Origin of the sequence: Mycobacterium sp., from assembly GCF_035499775.1 — a bacterium.
GTDB lineage: Bacteria > Actinomycetota > Actinomycetes > Mycobacteriales > Mycobacteriaceae > Mycobacterium.
Genome location: NZ_DATJYB010000050.1, coordinates 1 through 14,336, shown reverse-complemented (window position 1 = coordinate 14,336; position 14,336 = coordinate 1). Strand labels below are relative to the sequence as shown.

Annotated in this window: 15 protein-coding genes and 1 pseudogene; 9 read left to right on the top strand and 7 right to left on the bottom strand. The window is 65.9% G+C overall.

Going from position 1 to position 14,336, the window contains the following annotated elements; all coding sequences use genetic code 11:
• Positions 1–751: FAD-dependent oxidoreductase (locus VML93_RS03160; RefSeq protein ID WP_325607603.1), on the bottom strand; the 751-nt coding region annotated here is incomplete at its 3' end.
• 216 nt (positions 752–967) lie between these two features.
• Between VML93_RS03160 and VML93_RS03155 the strand changes: the two genes are divergently transcribed.
• Complete coding sequence (locus tag VML93_RS03155; protein WP_325607601.1) at positions 968–1,417, top strand: Hsp20/alpha crystallin family protein; 450 nt, start codon at positions 968–970, stop codon at positions 1,415–1,417.
• Positions 1,418–1,480: 63 nt separating this feature from the next.
• Here the strand turns inward: VML93_RS03155 and VML93_RS03150 are convergent, their stop codons facing one another.
• Both VML93_RS03150 and VML93_RS03145 read right to left on the bottom strand, forming a co-directional pair.
• Complete coding sequence (locus VML93_RS03150; protein ID WP_325607599.1) at positions 1,481–2,020, bottom strand: DUF302 domain-containing protein; 540 nt, start codon at positions 2,018–2,020, stop codon at positions 1,481–1,483.
• An 8-nt stretch (positions 2,021–2,028) separates the two neighbouring features.
• Positions 2,029–3,048, bottom strand: coding sequence for a quinone oxidoreductase family protein (locus VML93_RS03145; protein WP_325607597.1), 1,020 nt, complete (start codon positions 3,046–3,048; stop codon positions 2,029–2,031).
• 87 nt (positions 3,049–3,135) lie between these two features.
• Here VML93_RS03145 and VML93_RS03140 point away from each other — a divergent pair, with 87 nt between their 5' ends.
• Entirely contained in the window at positions 3,136–3,639 is a 504-nt protein-coding gene (locus VML93_RS03140) for a helix-turn-helix domain-containing protein (RefSeq protein WP_325607595.1), read from the top strand.
• A gap of 140 nt (positions 3,640–3,779) precedes the next feature.
• On the opposite strand, the gene VML93_RS03135 is transcribed toward VML93_RS03140, so the two are convergent.
• Positions 3,780–4,553: an isocitrate lyase/phosphoenolpyruvate mutase family protein gene (locus VML93_RS03135; protein ID WP_325607593.1), complete on the bottom strand. Its 774-nt coding sequence runs from the start codon at positions 4,551–4,553 to the stop codon at positions 3,780–3,782.
• A 111-nt stretch (positions 4,554–4,664) separates the two neighbouring features.
• Between VML93_RS03135 and VML93_RS03130 the strand changes: the two genes are divergently transcribed.
• The 5 genes from VML93_RS03130 to VML93_RS03110 all read left to right on the top strand — a co-directional run bounded on the left by VML93_RS03130 (position 4,665) and on the right by VML93_RS03110 (position 8,793).
• Positions 4,665–4,961: a hypothetical protein gene (locus VML93_RS03130; RefSeq protein WP_325607591.1), complete on the top strand. Its 297-nt coding sequence runs from the start codon at positions 4,665–4,667 to the stop codon at positions 4,959–4,961.
• A gap of 80 nt (positions 4,962–5,041) precedes the next feature.
• The gene (locus tag VML93_RS03125) at positions 5,042–5,872 is read left to right on the top strand and encodes a hypothetical protein (protein ID WP_325607589.1); all 831 of its coding nucleotides are present in this window, start codon (positions 5,042–5,044) and stop codon (positions 5,870–5,872) included.
• A 49-nt stretch (positions 5,873–5,921) separates the two neighbouring features.
• A complete protein-coding gene (locus VML93_RS03120; protein WP_325607587.1) occupies positions 5,922–7,853 on the top strand; it encodes a fumarate reductase/succinate dehydrogenase flavoprotein subunit in 1,932 nt (643 codons plus the stop codon).
• Complete coding sequence (locus VML93_RS03115) at positions 7,850–8,596, top strand: succinate dehydrogenase/fumarate reductase iron-sulfur subunit (protein ID WP_325607585.1); 747 nt, start codon at positions 7,850–7,852, stop codon at positions 8,594–8,596. Before VML93_RS03120 ends, VML93_RS03115 begins: the two co-directional genes overlap by 4 nt.
• Before the next feature lie 44 nt (positions 8,597–8,640).
• Positions 8,641–8,793, top strand: a complete 153-nt coding sequence (locus VML93_RS03110; protein WP_325607583.1) for a hypothetical protein — start codon at positions 8,641–8,643, stop codon at positions 8,791–8,793.
• A 6-nt stretch (positions 8,794–8,799) separates the two neighbouring features.
• Here VML93_RS03110 and VML93_RS03105 read toward each other — a convergent pair whose 3' ends face one another.
• Both VML93_RS03105 and VML93_RS03100 read right to left on the bottom strand, forming a co-directional pair.
• Positions 8,800–9,291 carry a flavin reductase family protein gene (locus VML93_RS03105; RefSeq protein WP_325607581.1) on the bottom strand — a complete coding sequence of 164 codons (492 nt, stop codon included), beginning with the start codon at positions 9,289–9,291 and terminating at the stop codon, positions 8,800–8,802.
• Between the two features lie 6 nt (positions 9,292–9,297).
• Complete coding sequence (locus tag VML93_RS03100; RefSeq protein WP_325607579.1) at positions 9,298–10,335, bottom strand: isopenicillin N synthase family dioxygenase; 1,038 nt, start codon at positions 10,333–10,335, stop codon at positions 9,298–9,300.
• A 202-nt stretch (positions 10,336–10,537) separates the two neighbouring features.
• Between VML93_RS03100 and VML93_RS03095 the strand changes: the two genes are divergently transcribed.
• Positions 10,538–12,373, top strand: coding sequence for an acyl-CoA dehydrogenase (locus VML93_RS03095; protein WP_325607576.1), 1,836 nt, complete (start codon positions 10,538–10,540; stop codon positions 12,371–12,373).
• A 320-nt stretch (positions 12,374–12,693) separates the two neighbouring features.
• Here VML93_RS03095 and VML93_RS03090 read toward each other — a convergent pair whose 3' ends face one another.
• A complete protein-coding gene (locus VML93_RS03090) occupies positions 12,694–14,016 on the bottom strand; it encodes an acetyl-CoA C-acetyltransferase (RefSeq protein ID WP_325607574.1) in 1,323 nt (440 codons plus the stop codon).
• Positions 14,017–14,158: 142 nt separating this feature from the next.
• Between VML93_RS03090 and VML93_RS03085 the strand changes: the two are divergent.
• A pseudogene (locus VML93_RS03085) lies at positions 14,159–14,336 on the top strand (short chain dehydrogenase); the annotation flags it as partial.

Here is a 14,336-nt window from a genome sequence, read left to right as displayed (position 1 = left end):
TCACGACGCCGGCGTCGATGACTTTGTCGTTGTTCAGGCGAACCCGCACCGAGGTCGAGCCGTCCGCATGCTCGACGGATTCGATCGCTTCGGTGCCCGTCCCGACATGCACCGCGATGCCGAGGTCGGCGATCATCCTGGCCAGCAGCGCGCCGCCGGCCTCGTCGATCTGCTGGGCCATCAGACGCGGCATCATCTCGACGACATGCGTCTGCAATCCGAACTGGCGCAACGCATTAGCGGCTTCGAGGCCCAGCAGGCCGCCGCCGATCACCACGCCGACGTCGGTGCGCCGAGCATCGGCGCGGATGGCGTCCAGGTCGTCGAGCGTGCGGTAGACGTGGCACGCGGGCAGGTCGTGGCCGGGCACCGGCGGGACGAACGCGTATGACCCGGTGGCCAGCACCAGGGTGTCGTAGCCGTGGCGCCGGCCGTCGGAGGCGACCACCGTCTTTGTGGCGCGGTCGATTTCGGCGACGCGCGTGTTCAGCAGCAACTGCACCCGGTCGTCGCCCTCATAGTCGTTGCCGGGCAGCGCGAGCAGGCTGCGGTCCCAGTTCTCGGTGTAGGAGGTCAGCCCGACGCGGTCATACGCGGCGTCGGCCTCCTCCGCCAACACGGTGATCCGCCAGGACCCGGCGTTGTCACGGGCCCGCAGCGCCTCGACCAGTCGGTGGCCCACCATGCCGTGCCCGACCACCAGGATGTGACGGGCGGCACAGTGCGCACCCGACGTTTCGGCTGAGGACATGGCTCTGAGGGTAAGGCCGCGAAATTACCCGAAAATCGCCCAATGTGACGCCCGGATAACGTCCTCCTCACCGGCTGTGAACACGCTGTGTGAATGCGTTCGCTCCGGGCGAACGCGCACGTGGAACTTAAGCGTGATCGACTCAAGTTCTTGCTTATAGCCAGCCGGGAAGGACCCGGACACAGCTAACTCTCAACGAAGCAGAAGGAGATACCCATGAGCAACCTCGCAGTATGGTCGCGTCCGGCCTGGAACACCGACCGGTGGCTCCGCGACTTTTTCGGACCCGCCGCGGCAGCGGACTGGTACAAGCCGGTGACCAGCGGTTTCAACCCGGCCGCCGAGGTCGTCAAGGACGGTGACGACGCGGTGGTGCGCCTCGAACTGCCTGGTGTCGACGTCGAGAAAGACGTGAACGTCGAGGTCGACAAGGGTCGCCTGGTCATCCATGGCGAACACCGCGACCAGCACGCCGAGGACGCAGGGGAAGGTGCCGGTCGCACCCTGCGGGAGATCCGCTACGGGTCGTTCCGCCGGTCGTTCCAGCTGCCCGCCCACGTGACCGGCGAGGCCATCTCGGCTTCGTACGACGCGGGTGTGCTGACCGTTCGGGTCGCCGGCGCTTACGCCGGAACCCAGGCACAGAAGATCGCCATCACCAAGTAGTTCGCGGTAGTTCGCGACGAAGAATCCGGCGGGGCCATCGGGCTCCGCCGGATTCTTCGTGCCTCAGGCCCCGAACGCCTCCTCGGCGTCAACGCCGATGACCCGCAACAGGTTTGCCACTTTGCGATCCAGCGCCTCACCCACACTGGTCACGTCGGCGACGCCCAGACTGCCGAACGCGGCGCTGGGCTGGTCCATGGAGAACACCGCATTGCCGTCGGCGTCGGCGTGGACCAGGACCCGCAGTGGTGCATAGAGCAGCGCCCTCGGGTCGTGGCGGAACATCGTCTCGGCGATGGTGTGGTTACCCAGCAGGTACTCCACCGCCTTGCTGGTGTGGCCCGCGACGGAAAACAGCGGCAACGCGTCGATTTTGGCGTACACCATCAGGTCGTTGGGTGCGTTAATCGCCACCGCCGCAAGGACTTCGTCCCAGCTGCCACCGCGATCGACGATCTCGGCCGTCGGCACCGGGTCGAACGGCGGCGCTGCCTTCTCGAAGGCGGCGATGAACTCGTCGAACGCGATGCCGGTGGCGACATCGACGCGGTTCATGGTGTGTGGGTCGACGCTGTATTCGGCCGTCTTGGCGCTAGTTGTCATGACATTCCTCAGGATTCAGTGTTTTTAGGGTTCGGGTCTAGGACGATCACACCGCGCACCGCGCGGGTTTCCAGCCGCCGATGCGCCTCGGCGGCCTGGGTCAGGGGGAGCACCTCGTCCACCTGGGGCGTGATACGCCCGGTCTTGAGGCCTTCGACGAGAAACCGCAGCGCGTTGCCGATCAGCTCCGGCCGGTCGTAGAACACCGGAAGGTAGAAGCCGATCAGGGCTTGCGATTTCGTCATCAGGCGGCGCGGGGCGAACGGCTCCCCGGGTCCGCGGGTGGAACCGAGCAGCAGGTACCGGCCGAAGGGGGCCAGCGCGTCGAAGTTCTGCTCGAATACGTCGCCGCCGATCGACTCGATCAGGACGTCGACGCCACGGCCCGAGGTCAGCTCGCGCACCTGCGCGGTCCATCCGGGCTCGTCGTAGGAGATCGCCGCGTCGGCGCCCAGGGACCTGACGAACTCGCGCCGTTCCGCGGTGCTGGCGGTCCCGATCACCGGACCGGCACCGAGCGCCTTGGCGATCTGCACCGCGAGGCTACCGACACCGCCCGCCGCGCCGTGCACCAGCAGCGATTCGCCCGCCCGCAGCGTGGTCGAGGCCTGCAGGAGCAGGTGCGCACAGGTGGCCTGCGCGGCGAAACCCGCCAACACCGCCAGGTCGGCGGCCGACGCGTCGTCGTCGACGACCGCGCACAGCAGTTCGTCGGCCACGGCCAGTTGGGCATAGGCGCCCTTCGTCATCAGCGCCACGACCCGCCGACCCACCTGCACCGAAGTCTGCGGCCCGGCCGCGACGACGGTGCCCGCGACCGCGAGACCCCCGACCTGCGGGAGTTGCACGCCGCCCACCCGGGTCTCCGCCCTGTTGTACACGCCGAGCCGCTCGCGGATGTCGGGAAAGTTCACCCCGATCGCTGCGGTTTCCACGAGCAGCTGGCCGGGACCGGGTGCCGGGTCCGGAAGATCCAGGTAGCCAAGCACTTCCGGCCCGCCGAAGCGGTCGTAGCTGATGGCCTTCATCGCCGTGCAACTCCCCTTGGTTCGGTGACCGAACTTACTTCCTCTGAGTATATGGTTCGGTGAACGAACCGGCAAGATGCAATACTGATGGGCGTGGCCCTTCCCCGCGAATATCCCGCCGAGAGCTGCCCCATCGCGCGGTCCCTGGAGATCGTCGGCGAACGCTGGACCTTGCTGATCGTGCGTGACGCGTTCTACGGGGTACGACGATTCAGCGACTTCCACGGTCACCTGGGCATCCCGAAGGCCGTGCTGTCCGAGCGACTGGCGTTCCTCGTCGAGCAGGGCGTGTTGGACAAGGAATCGGGCGAGTATCAGTTGACCGCCCAGGGCAAGCAGCTCTGGCCGATGATCTGGTCAATGATCACGTGGGGTAACGAGAACTACCTGCAGAAGCCCAACAGGCGGACCTACCGGCACGCGGAATGCGGAGGCGTGATCGGACCAGATCGCATCTGCCAGCGCTGCAACCAGGTCCCCGGCGTCGTCGATCTCGTCGTTCACCCACCGCAGAGTCCGCGCGGTCCGAATCGCGACGACCCGGTAAGCCGGGCGCTCCGACGGCCGCACCGAATGCTGGATCCGATCTAGCGTCGCGCTTGCGCTCGCCGACGGCACCAGGGCTTTTCGCCGAGCGTGCACCCACTGCGATTCTGAGCGCGGAATGCGCGAGGCCAGTCAGGCGCCACGCTCGCCATCGCCACGTCCACTTAGGCGATCGCCACGGGGCACTAGCCCCAGCGGGCCAGGATCTCCTTGGCCCGGGCGCTCAACGCGTACTGCAGAAACGGCCCGAAGCTGATCCGTCCCACCCCCAGCGGGCCGAACGAGGCGGGGTCGTCCTGGTCGGGCAGCGCGATCGCGTTGATCGGCAACGGCAACTCAGTGGCCAAGCGCCGCAACGTATCCGGGCCGTGGCGGCCCACCGGATAGAGAACGTCGGCGCCGGCCGCGGCGGCCTCGGACAGTCGCGCCACCGCCCGCTCGAAACGGTCTTCAGCCTCGCCTTCCGCCGAACCGGCGGGCCGCAGGAACAGATCCGTGCGGGCGTTGATCACCACATGCACCCCGGCCGCATCGGCAGCCGAGCGCAGCGCACCCACAAGTTCGGCGTGCTCACCGGAAGACCGCAGCCGCCCGCCTTCGGAGTGCACGGTGTCCTCGATGTTCAGCCCCACGGCGCCCACGCTCAGCAGGCCCTCGATCAGCCGGGCGGCCGGCAGCGCGTAGCCCGATTCGACGTCCACCGACACGGGAACGTCGACCGCCGCGGTGATCTGCGCGACCCGGGCGAGCAGGTCCTCGAACGACATGCCCTCGTTGTCCGGTTTGCCGATCGAATCGGCCGCCGGATGGCTGCCGACGGTGAGCGCGGCAAACCCCGCGTCCACGGCAAGCCGCGCCGACCAGGCGTCCCACACGGTCGGCAGTACCACCGGGTTGCCCGGCTGGTGCAGTTGCAGCAGGGCGGAAGCCCTGTCAGCTGGTGTGGTTTGACCCGGCATCTTCTTCGCTCCCTGGTCGCCTTGACGTGACCTGGTCCCGCCAGGTCCGTGCGGTGGATAGTATCGAGGAGCGTATTGTGATCCTTACCACCGTCTGTTCTAGGAGATCCGTTGTCCGCCACTACTGAAATCGCCGAATTGCACGACCTCATCGGCGGCCTGCGGCGGTGTGTGACTTCGTTGAAGATCCGGTACGGCGACAGCCCGGCGATGCGCCGCATTGTCATCGACGCCGACCGAATCCTCAGTGACGTCGAATTACTCGACACCGACATCACTGAATTGGACCTGGACCGCGCCACCGTGCAGCAGTCCGGCGAGAAGATCGCCATTCCCGACGCCGACTACGACCGCGACTTCTGGCGCGACGTCGACGACGAGGGTGTCGGCGGTCACAACAGGTCCTGACAAGTAAGCCCGACTAATAGGGTTGGGCTTTTTCTGTGTACCCTTCCTCGAGACAGCCCGTTCGAAGAGGAACACACTAGATGAGCGCACCCACGGCGAACCGTCATGCGTCCGGTGTCTTTTCACCCACGCGCGCCCACATCCAGCAGCGGACGCTCCGCACCGACCGGTGGTGGCTGTCACCGCTGCGGGTCGACCTGGGCTTCGCCGCATTCCTTATCTACGCGACGGCGCGCGGGTTGCAGAAGGACTACTTCTTCGTACCGCAATTCCACTACCTGACGCCGTTCTACTCGCCGTGCATGGCCAAGGCCTGCGGTGACGCCAGTGAATTCTGGCCACAGATCCTGCCGGACTGGTGGTTCGTGCCGTATGCGGCGCTGACGCTGCCATTCCTGCTGCTGTTCCGGCTGACCTGCTATTACTACCGCGGCGCCTACTACCGCACGGTGTGGCAGTCCCCCACCGCCTGCGCGGTGGCCGAGCCCCGCGTCCACTACACCGGCGAGACCAAGTTCCCGCTGATCGTCCAGAACACCCACCGCTACTTCTTCTACATCGCCGTGATCATCTCGGTGATCAACAGCTACGACGCGATCGTCGCGTTTCATTCCCAGACCGGGCCAGGTGGATTCGGCTTCGGCCTGGGCAACGTGATCCTGCTCGGCAACGTCATCATGCTGTGGATCTACACCATCTCTTGCCACTCGTGCCGGCACGTAACCGGCGGCCGGCTCAAGCACTTCTCCAAACACCCTGTGCGGTATTGGATCTGGACTCAGGTCAGCCGGCTCAACACCAGGCACAAGCTGTACGCATGGATCACGCTCGGGACGTTGATGCTCACCGACTTCTACATCGCGCTCGTGGCCAGCGGCACCATCCCGGACCTGAGATTCATTGGCCACTAAGCCAATTCAGGCCGACACAGAGTTACAGATTAGCTGAGCGAGGGTTTTCATGGTTGAGGTCGAGCGGCACTCCTACGACGTGGTCGTGATCGGTGCCGGCGGCGCTGGGTTGCGTGCGGTCATCGAAGCGCGCGAACGCGGCCTCAAAGTCGCGGTGGTGTGCAAATCCCTGTTCGGCAAGGCCCACACGGTGATGGCCGAGGGCGGCTGCGCGGCCTCGATGGGCAACACCAACCCCAAAGACAATTGGAAGACCCACTTCGGCGACACGATGCGCGGTGGCAAGTTCCTCAACAACTGGCGGATGGCCGAGCTGCACGCCAAGGAGGCACCCGACCGGGTCTGGGAACTGGAGACCTACGGCGCGTTGTTCGACCGCACCAAAGACGGCCGGATCAGCCAGCGCAATTTCGGCGGGCACACCTATCCGCGGCTGGCGCACGTCGGCGACCGCACCGGCCTGGAGCTGATCCGCACCATGCAGCAGAAGATCGTCTCGCTGCAGCAGGAGGATTACGCCGAACTCGGCGACTACGAGGCGCGCATCAAGGTGTTCGCCGAGTGCACGATCACCGAGCTCGTCAAAGACCACGGCGCGATCTCCGGGGCGTTCGGCTACTGGCGCGAAAGCGGCCGGTTCGTCGTGTTCGAGGCACCCGCCGTCGTGCTGGCTACCGGCGGGATCGGCAAGTCGTTCAAAGTGACGTCGAACTCCTGGGAGTACACCGGCGACGGCCACGCGTTGGCGCTGCGGGCCGGCGCGACGCTGATCAATATGGAGTTCGTCCAGTTCCACCCGACCGGCATGGTCTGGCCGCCGAGTGTGAAAGGGATCCTGGTCACCGAGGGTGTGCGCGGCGACGGTGGAGTGCTGAAGAACTCCGAGGGCAAGCGATTCATGTTCGACTACATCCCTCCGGTGTTCAAGGGCCAGTACGCCGAGACGGAAAAAGAGGCCGACGACTGGCTCAAGGACAACGACTCGGCACGCCGAACCCCCGACCTGCTGCCCCGCGACGAGGTCGCGCGCGCGATCAACTCCGAGGTCAAGGCCGACCGGGGCACCTCGCACGGCGGTGTCTACCTCGACATCGCGTCCCGGTTGACGCCCGAGGAGATCAAGCGCCGGCTGCCGTCGATGTACCACCAGTTCAAGGAGCTGGCCGGGGTCGACATCACCAAGGAGCCAATGGAAGTCGGCCCCACCTGTCACTACGTGATGGGCGGCGTCGAGGTCGACGCGGACACCGGTGCGGCCACGGTCCCGGGGCTGTTCGCCGCCGGCGAGTGCTCCGGCGGCATGCACGGGTCCAACCGGCTGGGCGGTAACTCGCTGTCGGATCTGCTGGTCTTCGGCCGGCGGGCCGGCCTGGGCGCCGCCGACTACGTGCGCGCGCTCAGCAGCCGCCCGGCGGTTTCCCAAGAAGCGATCGACGCCGCGGCCGCCGTGGCGTTGAAGCCCTTCGAAGGGCCGACGGACGGCTCGGCAGTGGAGAATCCCTATGCGCTGCACATGGACTTGCAGTACACGATGAACGACCTGGTCGGCATCATCCGCAAGTCCGACGAGATCTCCAAGGCGCTGACCCTGCTCAACGAGCTGTGGGCGCGGTACCAGAACGTGCAGGTCGAGGGGCATCGCCAATACAACCCCGGCTGGAATCTCGCCCTCGACCTGCGCAACATGCTGATGGTCAGCGAGTGCGTGGCCAAGGCGGCCCTGGAACGCACCGAAAGCCGCGGCGGCCACACCCGCGACGACCACCCGGGCATGGACCCCAACTGGCGCCAAACCCTGCTGGTGTGCCGTGTCGGGTACGGCGACACCAGTGATTCCCGCATCATCATCACCCGCGAGCCACAGATACCGATGCGGTCCGATTTGCTGGAGCTCTTCGACGTCTCGGAGCTGGAGAAGTACTACACCGACGACGAGCTCGCCGAGCATCCAGGACGGGCCCCGAGGATGGAGAGCCAATGAGCTACGACGCGAGCCTACGCGTATGGCGCGGCGACGAAAGCGGTGGCGAACTCCGCGATTTCACCGTGGAGGTCAACGAGGGCGAGGTGGTGCTCGACATCATCCTGCGGCTGCAGCAGACCCAGGCGCACGATCTCGCGGTGCGCTGGAACTGCAAGGCCGGCAAGTGTGGGTCCTGCTCGGCAGAGATCAACGGCAAGCCCCGATTGATGTGCATGACCCGGATGTCGAACTTCGACGAGGACGAGGTCGTCACCGTCACCCCGATACGGACGTTCCCGGTGATTCGCGATCTGGTCACCGACGTGTCGTTCAACTACCAGAAGGCCCGCGAGATCCCGTCTTTCGCACCGCCCAAGGACCTGCAGCCCGGCGAGTACCGGATGGCGCAGGAAGATGTCCAGCGCTCCCAGGAGTTCCGCAAGTGCATCGAGTGCTTCCTGTGCCAAAACGTCTGCCACGTGCTCCGCGATCACGAGGAGAACAAAGAGGCGTTCGCCGGACCGCGCTTCCTGATGCGGATTGCCGAACTCGACATGCACCCGCTGGACACCCTGGACCGGCGGAACATGGCGCAGGAGGAGTTCGGCCTGGGCTTCTGCAACATCACCAAGTGCTGCACCGAGGTGTGCCCGGAGAACATCAAGATCACCGACAACGCGCTGATCCCGATGAAAGAGCGGGTTGTCGACCGCAAATACGATCCGGTGGTCTGGTTGGGCAACAAGCTCTTCCGTCGCTGACGGGCCTGGCGTTACTTCTGGGGGCCATTGGGTACCCGAAGGCTATGCAAGGGACCAGTATCAACGAGATTCGAACCGCGATTCGGGAACTGTCGATCCGCGCCGAACTCGCGCACAAGGAAGGCCGGGAGGACGACGCCGCCGAAATCGAGCGGCGCATCCAGGGCTATCGCGAAGAACTCAGCCGGCGGCCGTAGCAGTCCCTAGCCAGTGACGAGACGGCGGAACGCGCTGCGGTGGAACACGATTGGGGCAACCTCGGCGTCTATCGTCACCTCGCTGACGCGTAGCACCACGATGGTGTGGTCGCCGGCCGGGATCAGCTGCTCGATCGCGCTCTCCAGCCACAGGCCGGTGCCCTTGATGAAGACGGCGCCGGACTCGTGAGAGACCGTCTCCAACCCGGCGAAGCGGTCGCCGGTCTTGGCGGCCAGGGTGCGCGCGGCCTCGTCGTGCGCCTCGCCCAGCACGCTGATGCCCAACATCGGCACGCCCTTGAGCTTGGGCCACGTCGTGGAAATGTTCTGCACGCAGAACGACACCAGCGGCGGCTCTAACGAGACCGGGACGAAGGTGCTGGCTGCCAGGCCTTCGCGCATTCCGTCGACCTCGGCCGCGATGGCCACCACTCCGGACGGGAAGTGGCCGAAAGCCTCACGCAGTGTCGACGGCGTCAGTTTGCTATTCGGATTCACCGGACTTTATTCGCCCCTCGAGCCGAGAACGGGATTCTCGCTTTCGAGCCTACCGGGGGCGTATCCGTGCGCAGCGGCCACATCCGGGTGCGCACGCAACCTGCTTTTCCAGGCGTTACGCCCGTAGACCGAAAAGATCGGATCCGACGGGTCTTCCACTCGCGCGGCGCCGTGCGCAGCCAGTTCGCCGGGCAGCGACAACAGTGGTATCTGCGCGTCCAGGCGGGGATTGAAGAAGTACGCCACCGAGATCCGCTCGGCCGCCGACTCCCGGAGGCTCACCCGATGCTCGGTGGCCCGCAGGTAGCCGCCGGTCGCCACTTCGAGCAGCTCGCCGATGTTCACGACGAACGCCCCCGGTAGCGGCGGCACGTCGAGCCAATCCGGCGAGTCCGGCGGCCGCACCTGCAGGCCCCGGCTGCCCGGCTCGGCCAACAGTAGGGTGAGCACCCCGGAATCCTTGTGCGCACCGACGCCTTGCGAGGTGACCGCGCGGTCGGGATACCGGATCACCTTGATCAGCGTGGCCGGCGCTTCGGCAAAGGCCCCGTCGAACACGTCCGCAGGACTGCCCAGCGAGACCGCCCAGTGCCGGAGCAGCGTGCGGGCCACCCCGGACAGCACGGCGTCCCACTCCGCAATGACTCCGGGCAGCTCCGGCAGCGCCGCCGGCCACTGGTTGGGGCCTTGCAGCCACAGGTAGTCGGGCTTACCGGGCACGCCGATCGGCCGGCGCTGTGGCCCGATGTCGATCTGCTCGCGCCAGTCCACTTCGCCGCGGGTCAACTCGCCACCCATCCGGGTGTAGCCGCGGAAATGGGGACTGTGCACCATCGCGATGGCGTCCTTGTCCGCCTGCGGCAGCTCGAACAGCCGCCGGGCCGCCTCGAGTACCTTCCCGACGAGGGGCACCGGCACCTCGTGGCCGGTCAGATAGAAAAAACCCACCTCGTGCGCCGCCTCGCGCAGGCCGTTGCGCAGCAGGTCCGGATTGTCGCGCAGGTCAACCACTGGTAGGGCCGTGATACTGCCCACACTCGTCATGTGATCCATCATCGTCGCAGGTCAAAGGGGTTTACAGGCTGTAACCTCGTCGTTCCCAACCGGTTGGTTAGTTAGATAATGAAATTTAGCTCACACTGACTTGCGTTGGACCACTCAGCGGGTTTATTTTAACGGTGTTACTGGTGGGTAACTTAGACCTAGTACCCAACCACAAGTGGCATTCTCAACGAGGAGGAACGTAGTGAGCCACTACAAGAGCAATGTTCGCGACCAGGTGTTCAACCTGTTCGAGGTGTTCGGCATCGACCAGGCATTAGGAAAAGGCGATTACGCCGACCTGGATGCCGATGTCGCCCAAGAAATGCTGAATGAGATCAGCCGACTGGCCGAGGGGCCGGTGGCCGAGTCGTTCGTCGAGGGCGACCGCAACCCGCCGGTCTTCGACCCGAAGACCCACTCGGTGGCGCTGCCGGAGTCGTTCAAGAAGTCGGTTAACGCGTTCCTGGACGCCGGTTGGGACAAGGTCGGCCTCGACGAGGAACTCGGCGGGACCCCGGCGCCCAAGGCGCTGCTGTGGGCGCTGCATGAGCACATCCTGGGCGCCAACCCGGCGGTATGGATGTACGGCGGAGGCGCCGGCTTCGCCCAGATCCTCTACCACCTCGGCACCGAGGAGCAGAAGAAGTGGGCGATCATCGCCGCCGAGCGCGGCTGGGGATCGACCATGGTGCTCACCGAGCCGGACGCCGGCTCCGACGTGGGCGCCGGCCGGACCAAGGCCGTCCAGCAAGAAGACGGCTCCTGGCACATCGACGGGGTCAAGCGCTTCATCACCTCGGCCGACTCCGGCGACCTGTTCGAGAACATCTTCCACCTGGTGCTGGCCCGCCCCGAGGGCGCCGGCCCCGGCACCAAGGGCCTGTCGCTGTTCTTCGTGCCCAAGTTCCTGTTCGACTTCGAGACCGGCGAGCTGGGCGAGCGTAACGGCGTGTTCGTCACCAACGTCGAGCACAAGATGGGCCTGAAGGTCTCGACGACGTGTGAGCTGTCGCTCGGCCAGCACGGCGTGCCCGCCAAGGGCTGGCTGGTCGGCGAGGTGCACAACGGCATCGCGCAGATGTTCGAGGTCATCGAGCAGGCCCGCATGATGGTCGGCACCAAGGCGATCGCCACCCTGTCGACCGGTTACCTGAACGCGCTGGAGTACGCCAAGTCCCGCGTGCAGGGTGCCGATCTGACCCAGATGACCGACAAGACCGCGCCGCGGGTGACCATCACGCATCACCCCGACGTGCGCCGGTCCCTGATGACCCAGAAGGCCTACGCCGAGGGTCTGCGCGCGCTGTACATCTACACCGCGAGCTTCCAGGACGCGGCGGTCGCCGAGGCCGTGCACGGCGTGGACGCCGACCTGGCCGCCAAGATCAACGACCTGATGCTGCCGGTGGTCAAGGGGGTGGGCTCCGAGCAGGCCTACGCAAAGCTCACCGAGAGCTTGCAAACCCTTGGTGGGTCGGGCTTCCTGCAGGACTACCCGATCGAGCAGTACATCCGTGACGCCAAGATCGACTCGCTCTACGAGGGCACCACGGCCATCCAGGCGCAGGACTTCTTCTTCCGCAAGATCGTCCGTGACAAGGGTGTGGCGCTGGCGCACGTGGCCGGCGAGATCCAGCAGTTCGTGGACAGCGAGTCCGGTAACGGCCGGCTGAAGACAGAGCGCGAACTGCTGTCCAAGGCCCTGATCGACGTTCAGTCGATGGCTGCCACGCTGACCGGCTACCTGATGGCCGCGCAGGAGGACGTCACCAGCCTGTACAAGGTGGGTCTGGGTTCGGTTCGCTTCCTGATGAGCGTCGGCGACCTGGTCATCGGCTGGTTGCTGCAGCGTCAGGCGGCGGTCGCGGTGGCCGCGCTCGATGCGGGCGCCAGCGGCGCCGACCGGTCCTTCTACGAGGGCAAGATCGCGGTGGCGTCGTTCTTCGCCAAGAACTTCCTGCCGCTGTTGACCAGCACTCGCGAGGTGATCGAGACGCTGGACAACGACGTCATGGAACTCGACGAGGCTGCCTTCTAAGCCGGTCCGCGAGGCTCCGAAAGCCAAGATCCCCCGCTTCCACGTTGAAGCGGGGGATCTTGCGTCTGGACCGGCCGGTGGCCGAAAAGACCGCCGCTGGATCCCCTCACTCCAGCGGCGGCCCTTTTCGTACGCCCGTCTCCGCTGACCGGCGGTCGCTTGCAGGGAAGCCCCGTATTGCCGTCGGGGTCGGGGGGTCAGACCACAACACGGGGCTATCCGAACCGTCTGATACCCGCTGATTCGGGTTACTAACCCACCTGGAAGAAACTCGGACAAAAAATTTGGTCCGGGCCGTCGGTATGCCGAAACGGGCCGGCTCAGGCCTCCAGAATGGCGGCGACACCCTGGCCGCCGGCGGCACAGATCGAGATCAGCGCCCTAATGGGCTGGTCCGTCCCGTCTTTTTGCTTCTTTTCGGCGATCTGCTTGGCCGTCTGCGCGAGTATCCGCCCGCCGGTCGCGGCGAACGGATGCCCGGCAGCCAGTGACGAGCCGTTGACGTTGAGCTTGGACCGGTCGATCGACCCCAGCGCGGCGTCCAGGCCCAGCCGCCCCTTGCAGTACTCTTCGGACTCCCACGCCTGCAGATGCGCCAGCACCACCGAGGCGAACGCCTCGTGGATTTCGTAGAAATCAAAATCTTGCAGTCCCAGACCGTTTCTCGCCAGCAGTCGAGGCACCGCGTAGGTCGGAGCCATCAGCAAGCCGTCGTTTCCGCTGACATAGTCGACAGCGGCCGTCTCGGCATCCACGAAGTAGGCCAGGACAGGCCGGGAGTGCTCCTGTGCCCACTGCTCGCTGGCGAGCAGGGCGACCGAGGCGCCGTCGGTCAACGGGGTCGAATTTCCCGCCGTCATCGTCGCGTCTCCGGCCTTCACACCGAATACCGGCCGCAGCGCCGCGAGCTTCTCGACGCTGGCGTCGGGGCGCAGGTTGTCGTCGCGGTACAGGCCCAGGAACGGGGTGACCAGGTCGTCGAAGAAGCCCCGATCGTAGGCGTCGGCCATGTTGCGATGGCTGGCCACGGCCAGCTCGTCCTGGTCGACGCGCTTGATGCCCAGCTGCTTGGCCGTGATGGCGGCGTGCTCGCCCATCGACAGCCCGGTGCGCGGTTCGCTGTTGGCCGGTATCTCGATCCCGAGGTTGGCGGGCAGCGAGCCCACCAGCTTGAGGCGTTGCACATTCGACTTGGATCGACGCACCTTGAGCAGCGTGCGGCGCAGGTCATCACCCAAGCCGATGGGCGGGTCGGAGGTGGTGTCCACCCCGCCGGCCGCCGCCACCTCGTAGCGGCCCGCGGCGATGCCGTCGGCCGCCGCGATCGCCGCCTGCAGACCGGTGCCACAGGCCTGCTGCAGGTCGAACGCCGGCGTGTAGGGCGACAGCTCGGAGCCCAACACGCATTCGCGCATGAGATTGAAGTCACGGCTGTGCTTGAGCACCGCACCACCGACCACCATGCCCAGTTGCTGGCCCGCCAACCCGAACCGGTCCACCAGCCCACCCAGTGCCGCGGTGAACATGTCCTGGTTGGACGCTTCGGCGTAGGCGCGGTCTGATCTTGCGAACGGGATGCGATTCCCGCCGAGCACGGCGACTCGCCGCTTGGTCTGGGAACTGTTCTGAGCTGCAGGGGCCACTTGTATCTCCGGGTCTGTCAGTTTGGGTTCGGCCGACGTGGGCCATACTACTCACTGTTCTTACTCTGAAGTAAGTTCGTCCCCAGATACCGTTGCCAGATAGCGGCATGCCCGACCCAGTAAAGAAACGGAAGGCACCTCAGTGGCCCCCAAACGCTCGCCCGACCTGTTGTCCCAAATTGTCAACTCCGGTCCCGGATCGTTCGTGGCCAAGCAACTCGGCGTCCCGCAACCCGAGATACTGCGCCGGTACCGCCCGGGTGACCCGCCGCTGGCCGGATCCCTTCTCATCGGGGGTGACGGCCGCGTGGTCGAGCCGC

Bases quoted from the DNA above. Each gene is read 5' to 3' on its own strand.
- VML93_RS03150 (WP_325607599.1), bottom strand. From the start codon at position 2,020: ATGACAACTAGCGCCAAGACGGCCGAATACAGCGTCGACCCACACACC.
- VML93_RS03110 (WP_325607583.1), top strand. From the start codon at position 8,641: ATGCAAGGGACCAGTATCAACGAGATTCGAACCGCGATTCGGGAACTG.
- VML93_RS03145 (WP_325607597.1), bottom strand. From the start codon at position 3,048: ATGAAGGCCATCAGCTACGACCGCTTCGGCGGGCCGGAAGTGCTTGGC.
- VML93_RS03155 (WP_325607601.1), top strand. From the start codon at position 968: ATGAGCAACCTCGCAGTATGGTCGCGTCCGGCCTGGAACACCGACCGG.
- VML93_RS03125 (WP_325607589.1), top strand. From the start codon at position 5,042: ATGAGCGCACCCACGGCGAACCGTCATGCGTCCGGTGTCTTTTCACCC.
- VML93_RS03115 (WP_325607585.1), top strand. From the start codon at position 7,850: ATGAGCTACGACGCGAGCCTACGCGTATGGCGCGGCGACGAAAGCGGT.
- VML93_RS03120 (WP_325607587.1), top strand. From the start codon at position 5,922: ATGGTTGAGGTCGAGCGGCACTCCTACGACGTGGTCGTGATCGGTGCC.
- VML93_RS03100 (WP_325607579.1), bottom strand. From the start codon at position 10,335: ATGACGAGTGTGGGCAGTATCACGGCCCTACCAGTGGTTGACCTGCGC.
- VML93_RS03140 (WP_325607595.1), top strand. From the start codon at position 3,136: ATGGGCGTGGCCCTTCCCCGCGAATATCCCGCCGAGAGCTGCCCCATC.
- VML93_RS03135 (WP_325607593.1), bottom strand. From the start codon at position 4,553: ATGCCGGGTCAAACCACACCAGCTGACAGGGCTTCCGCCCTGCTGCAA.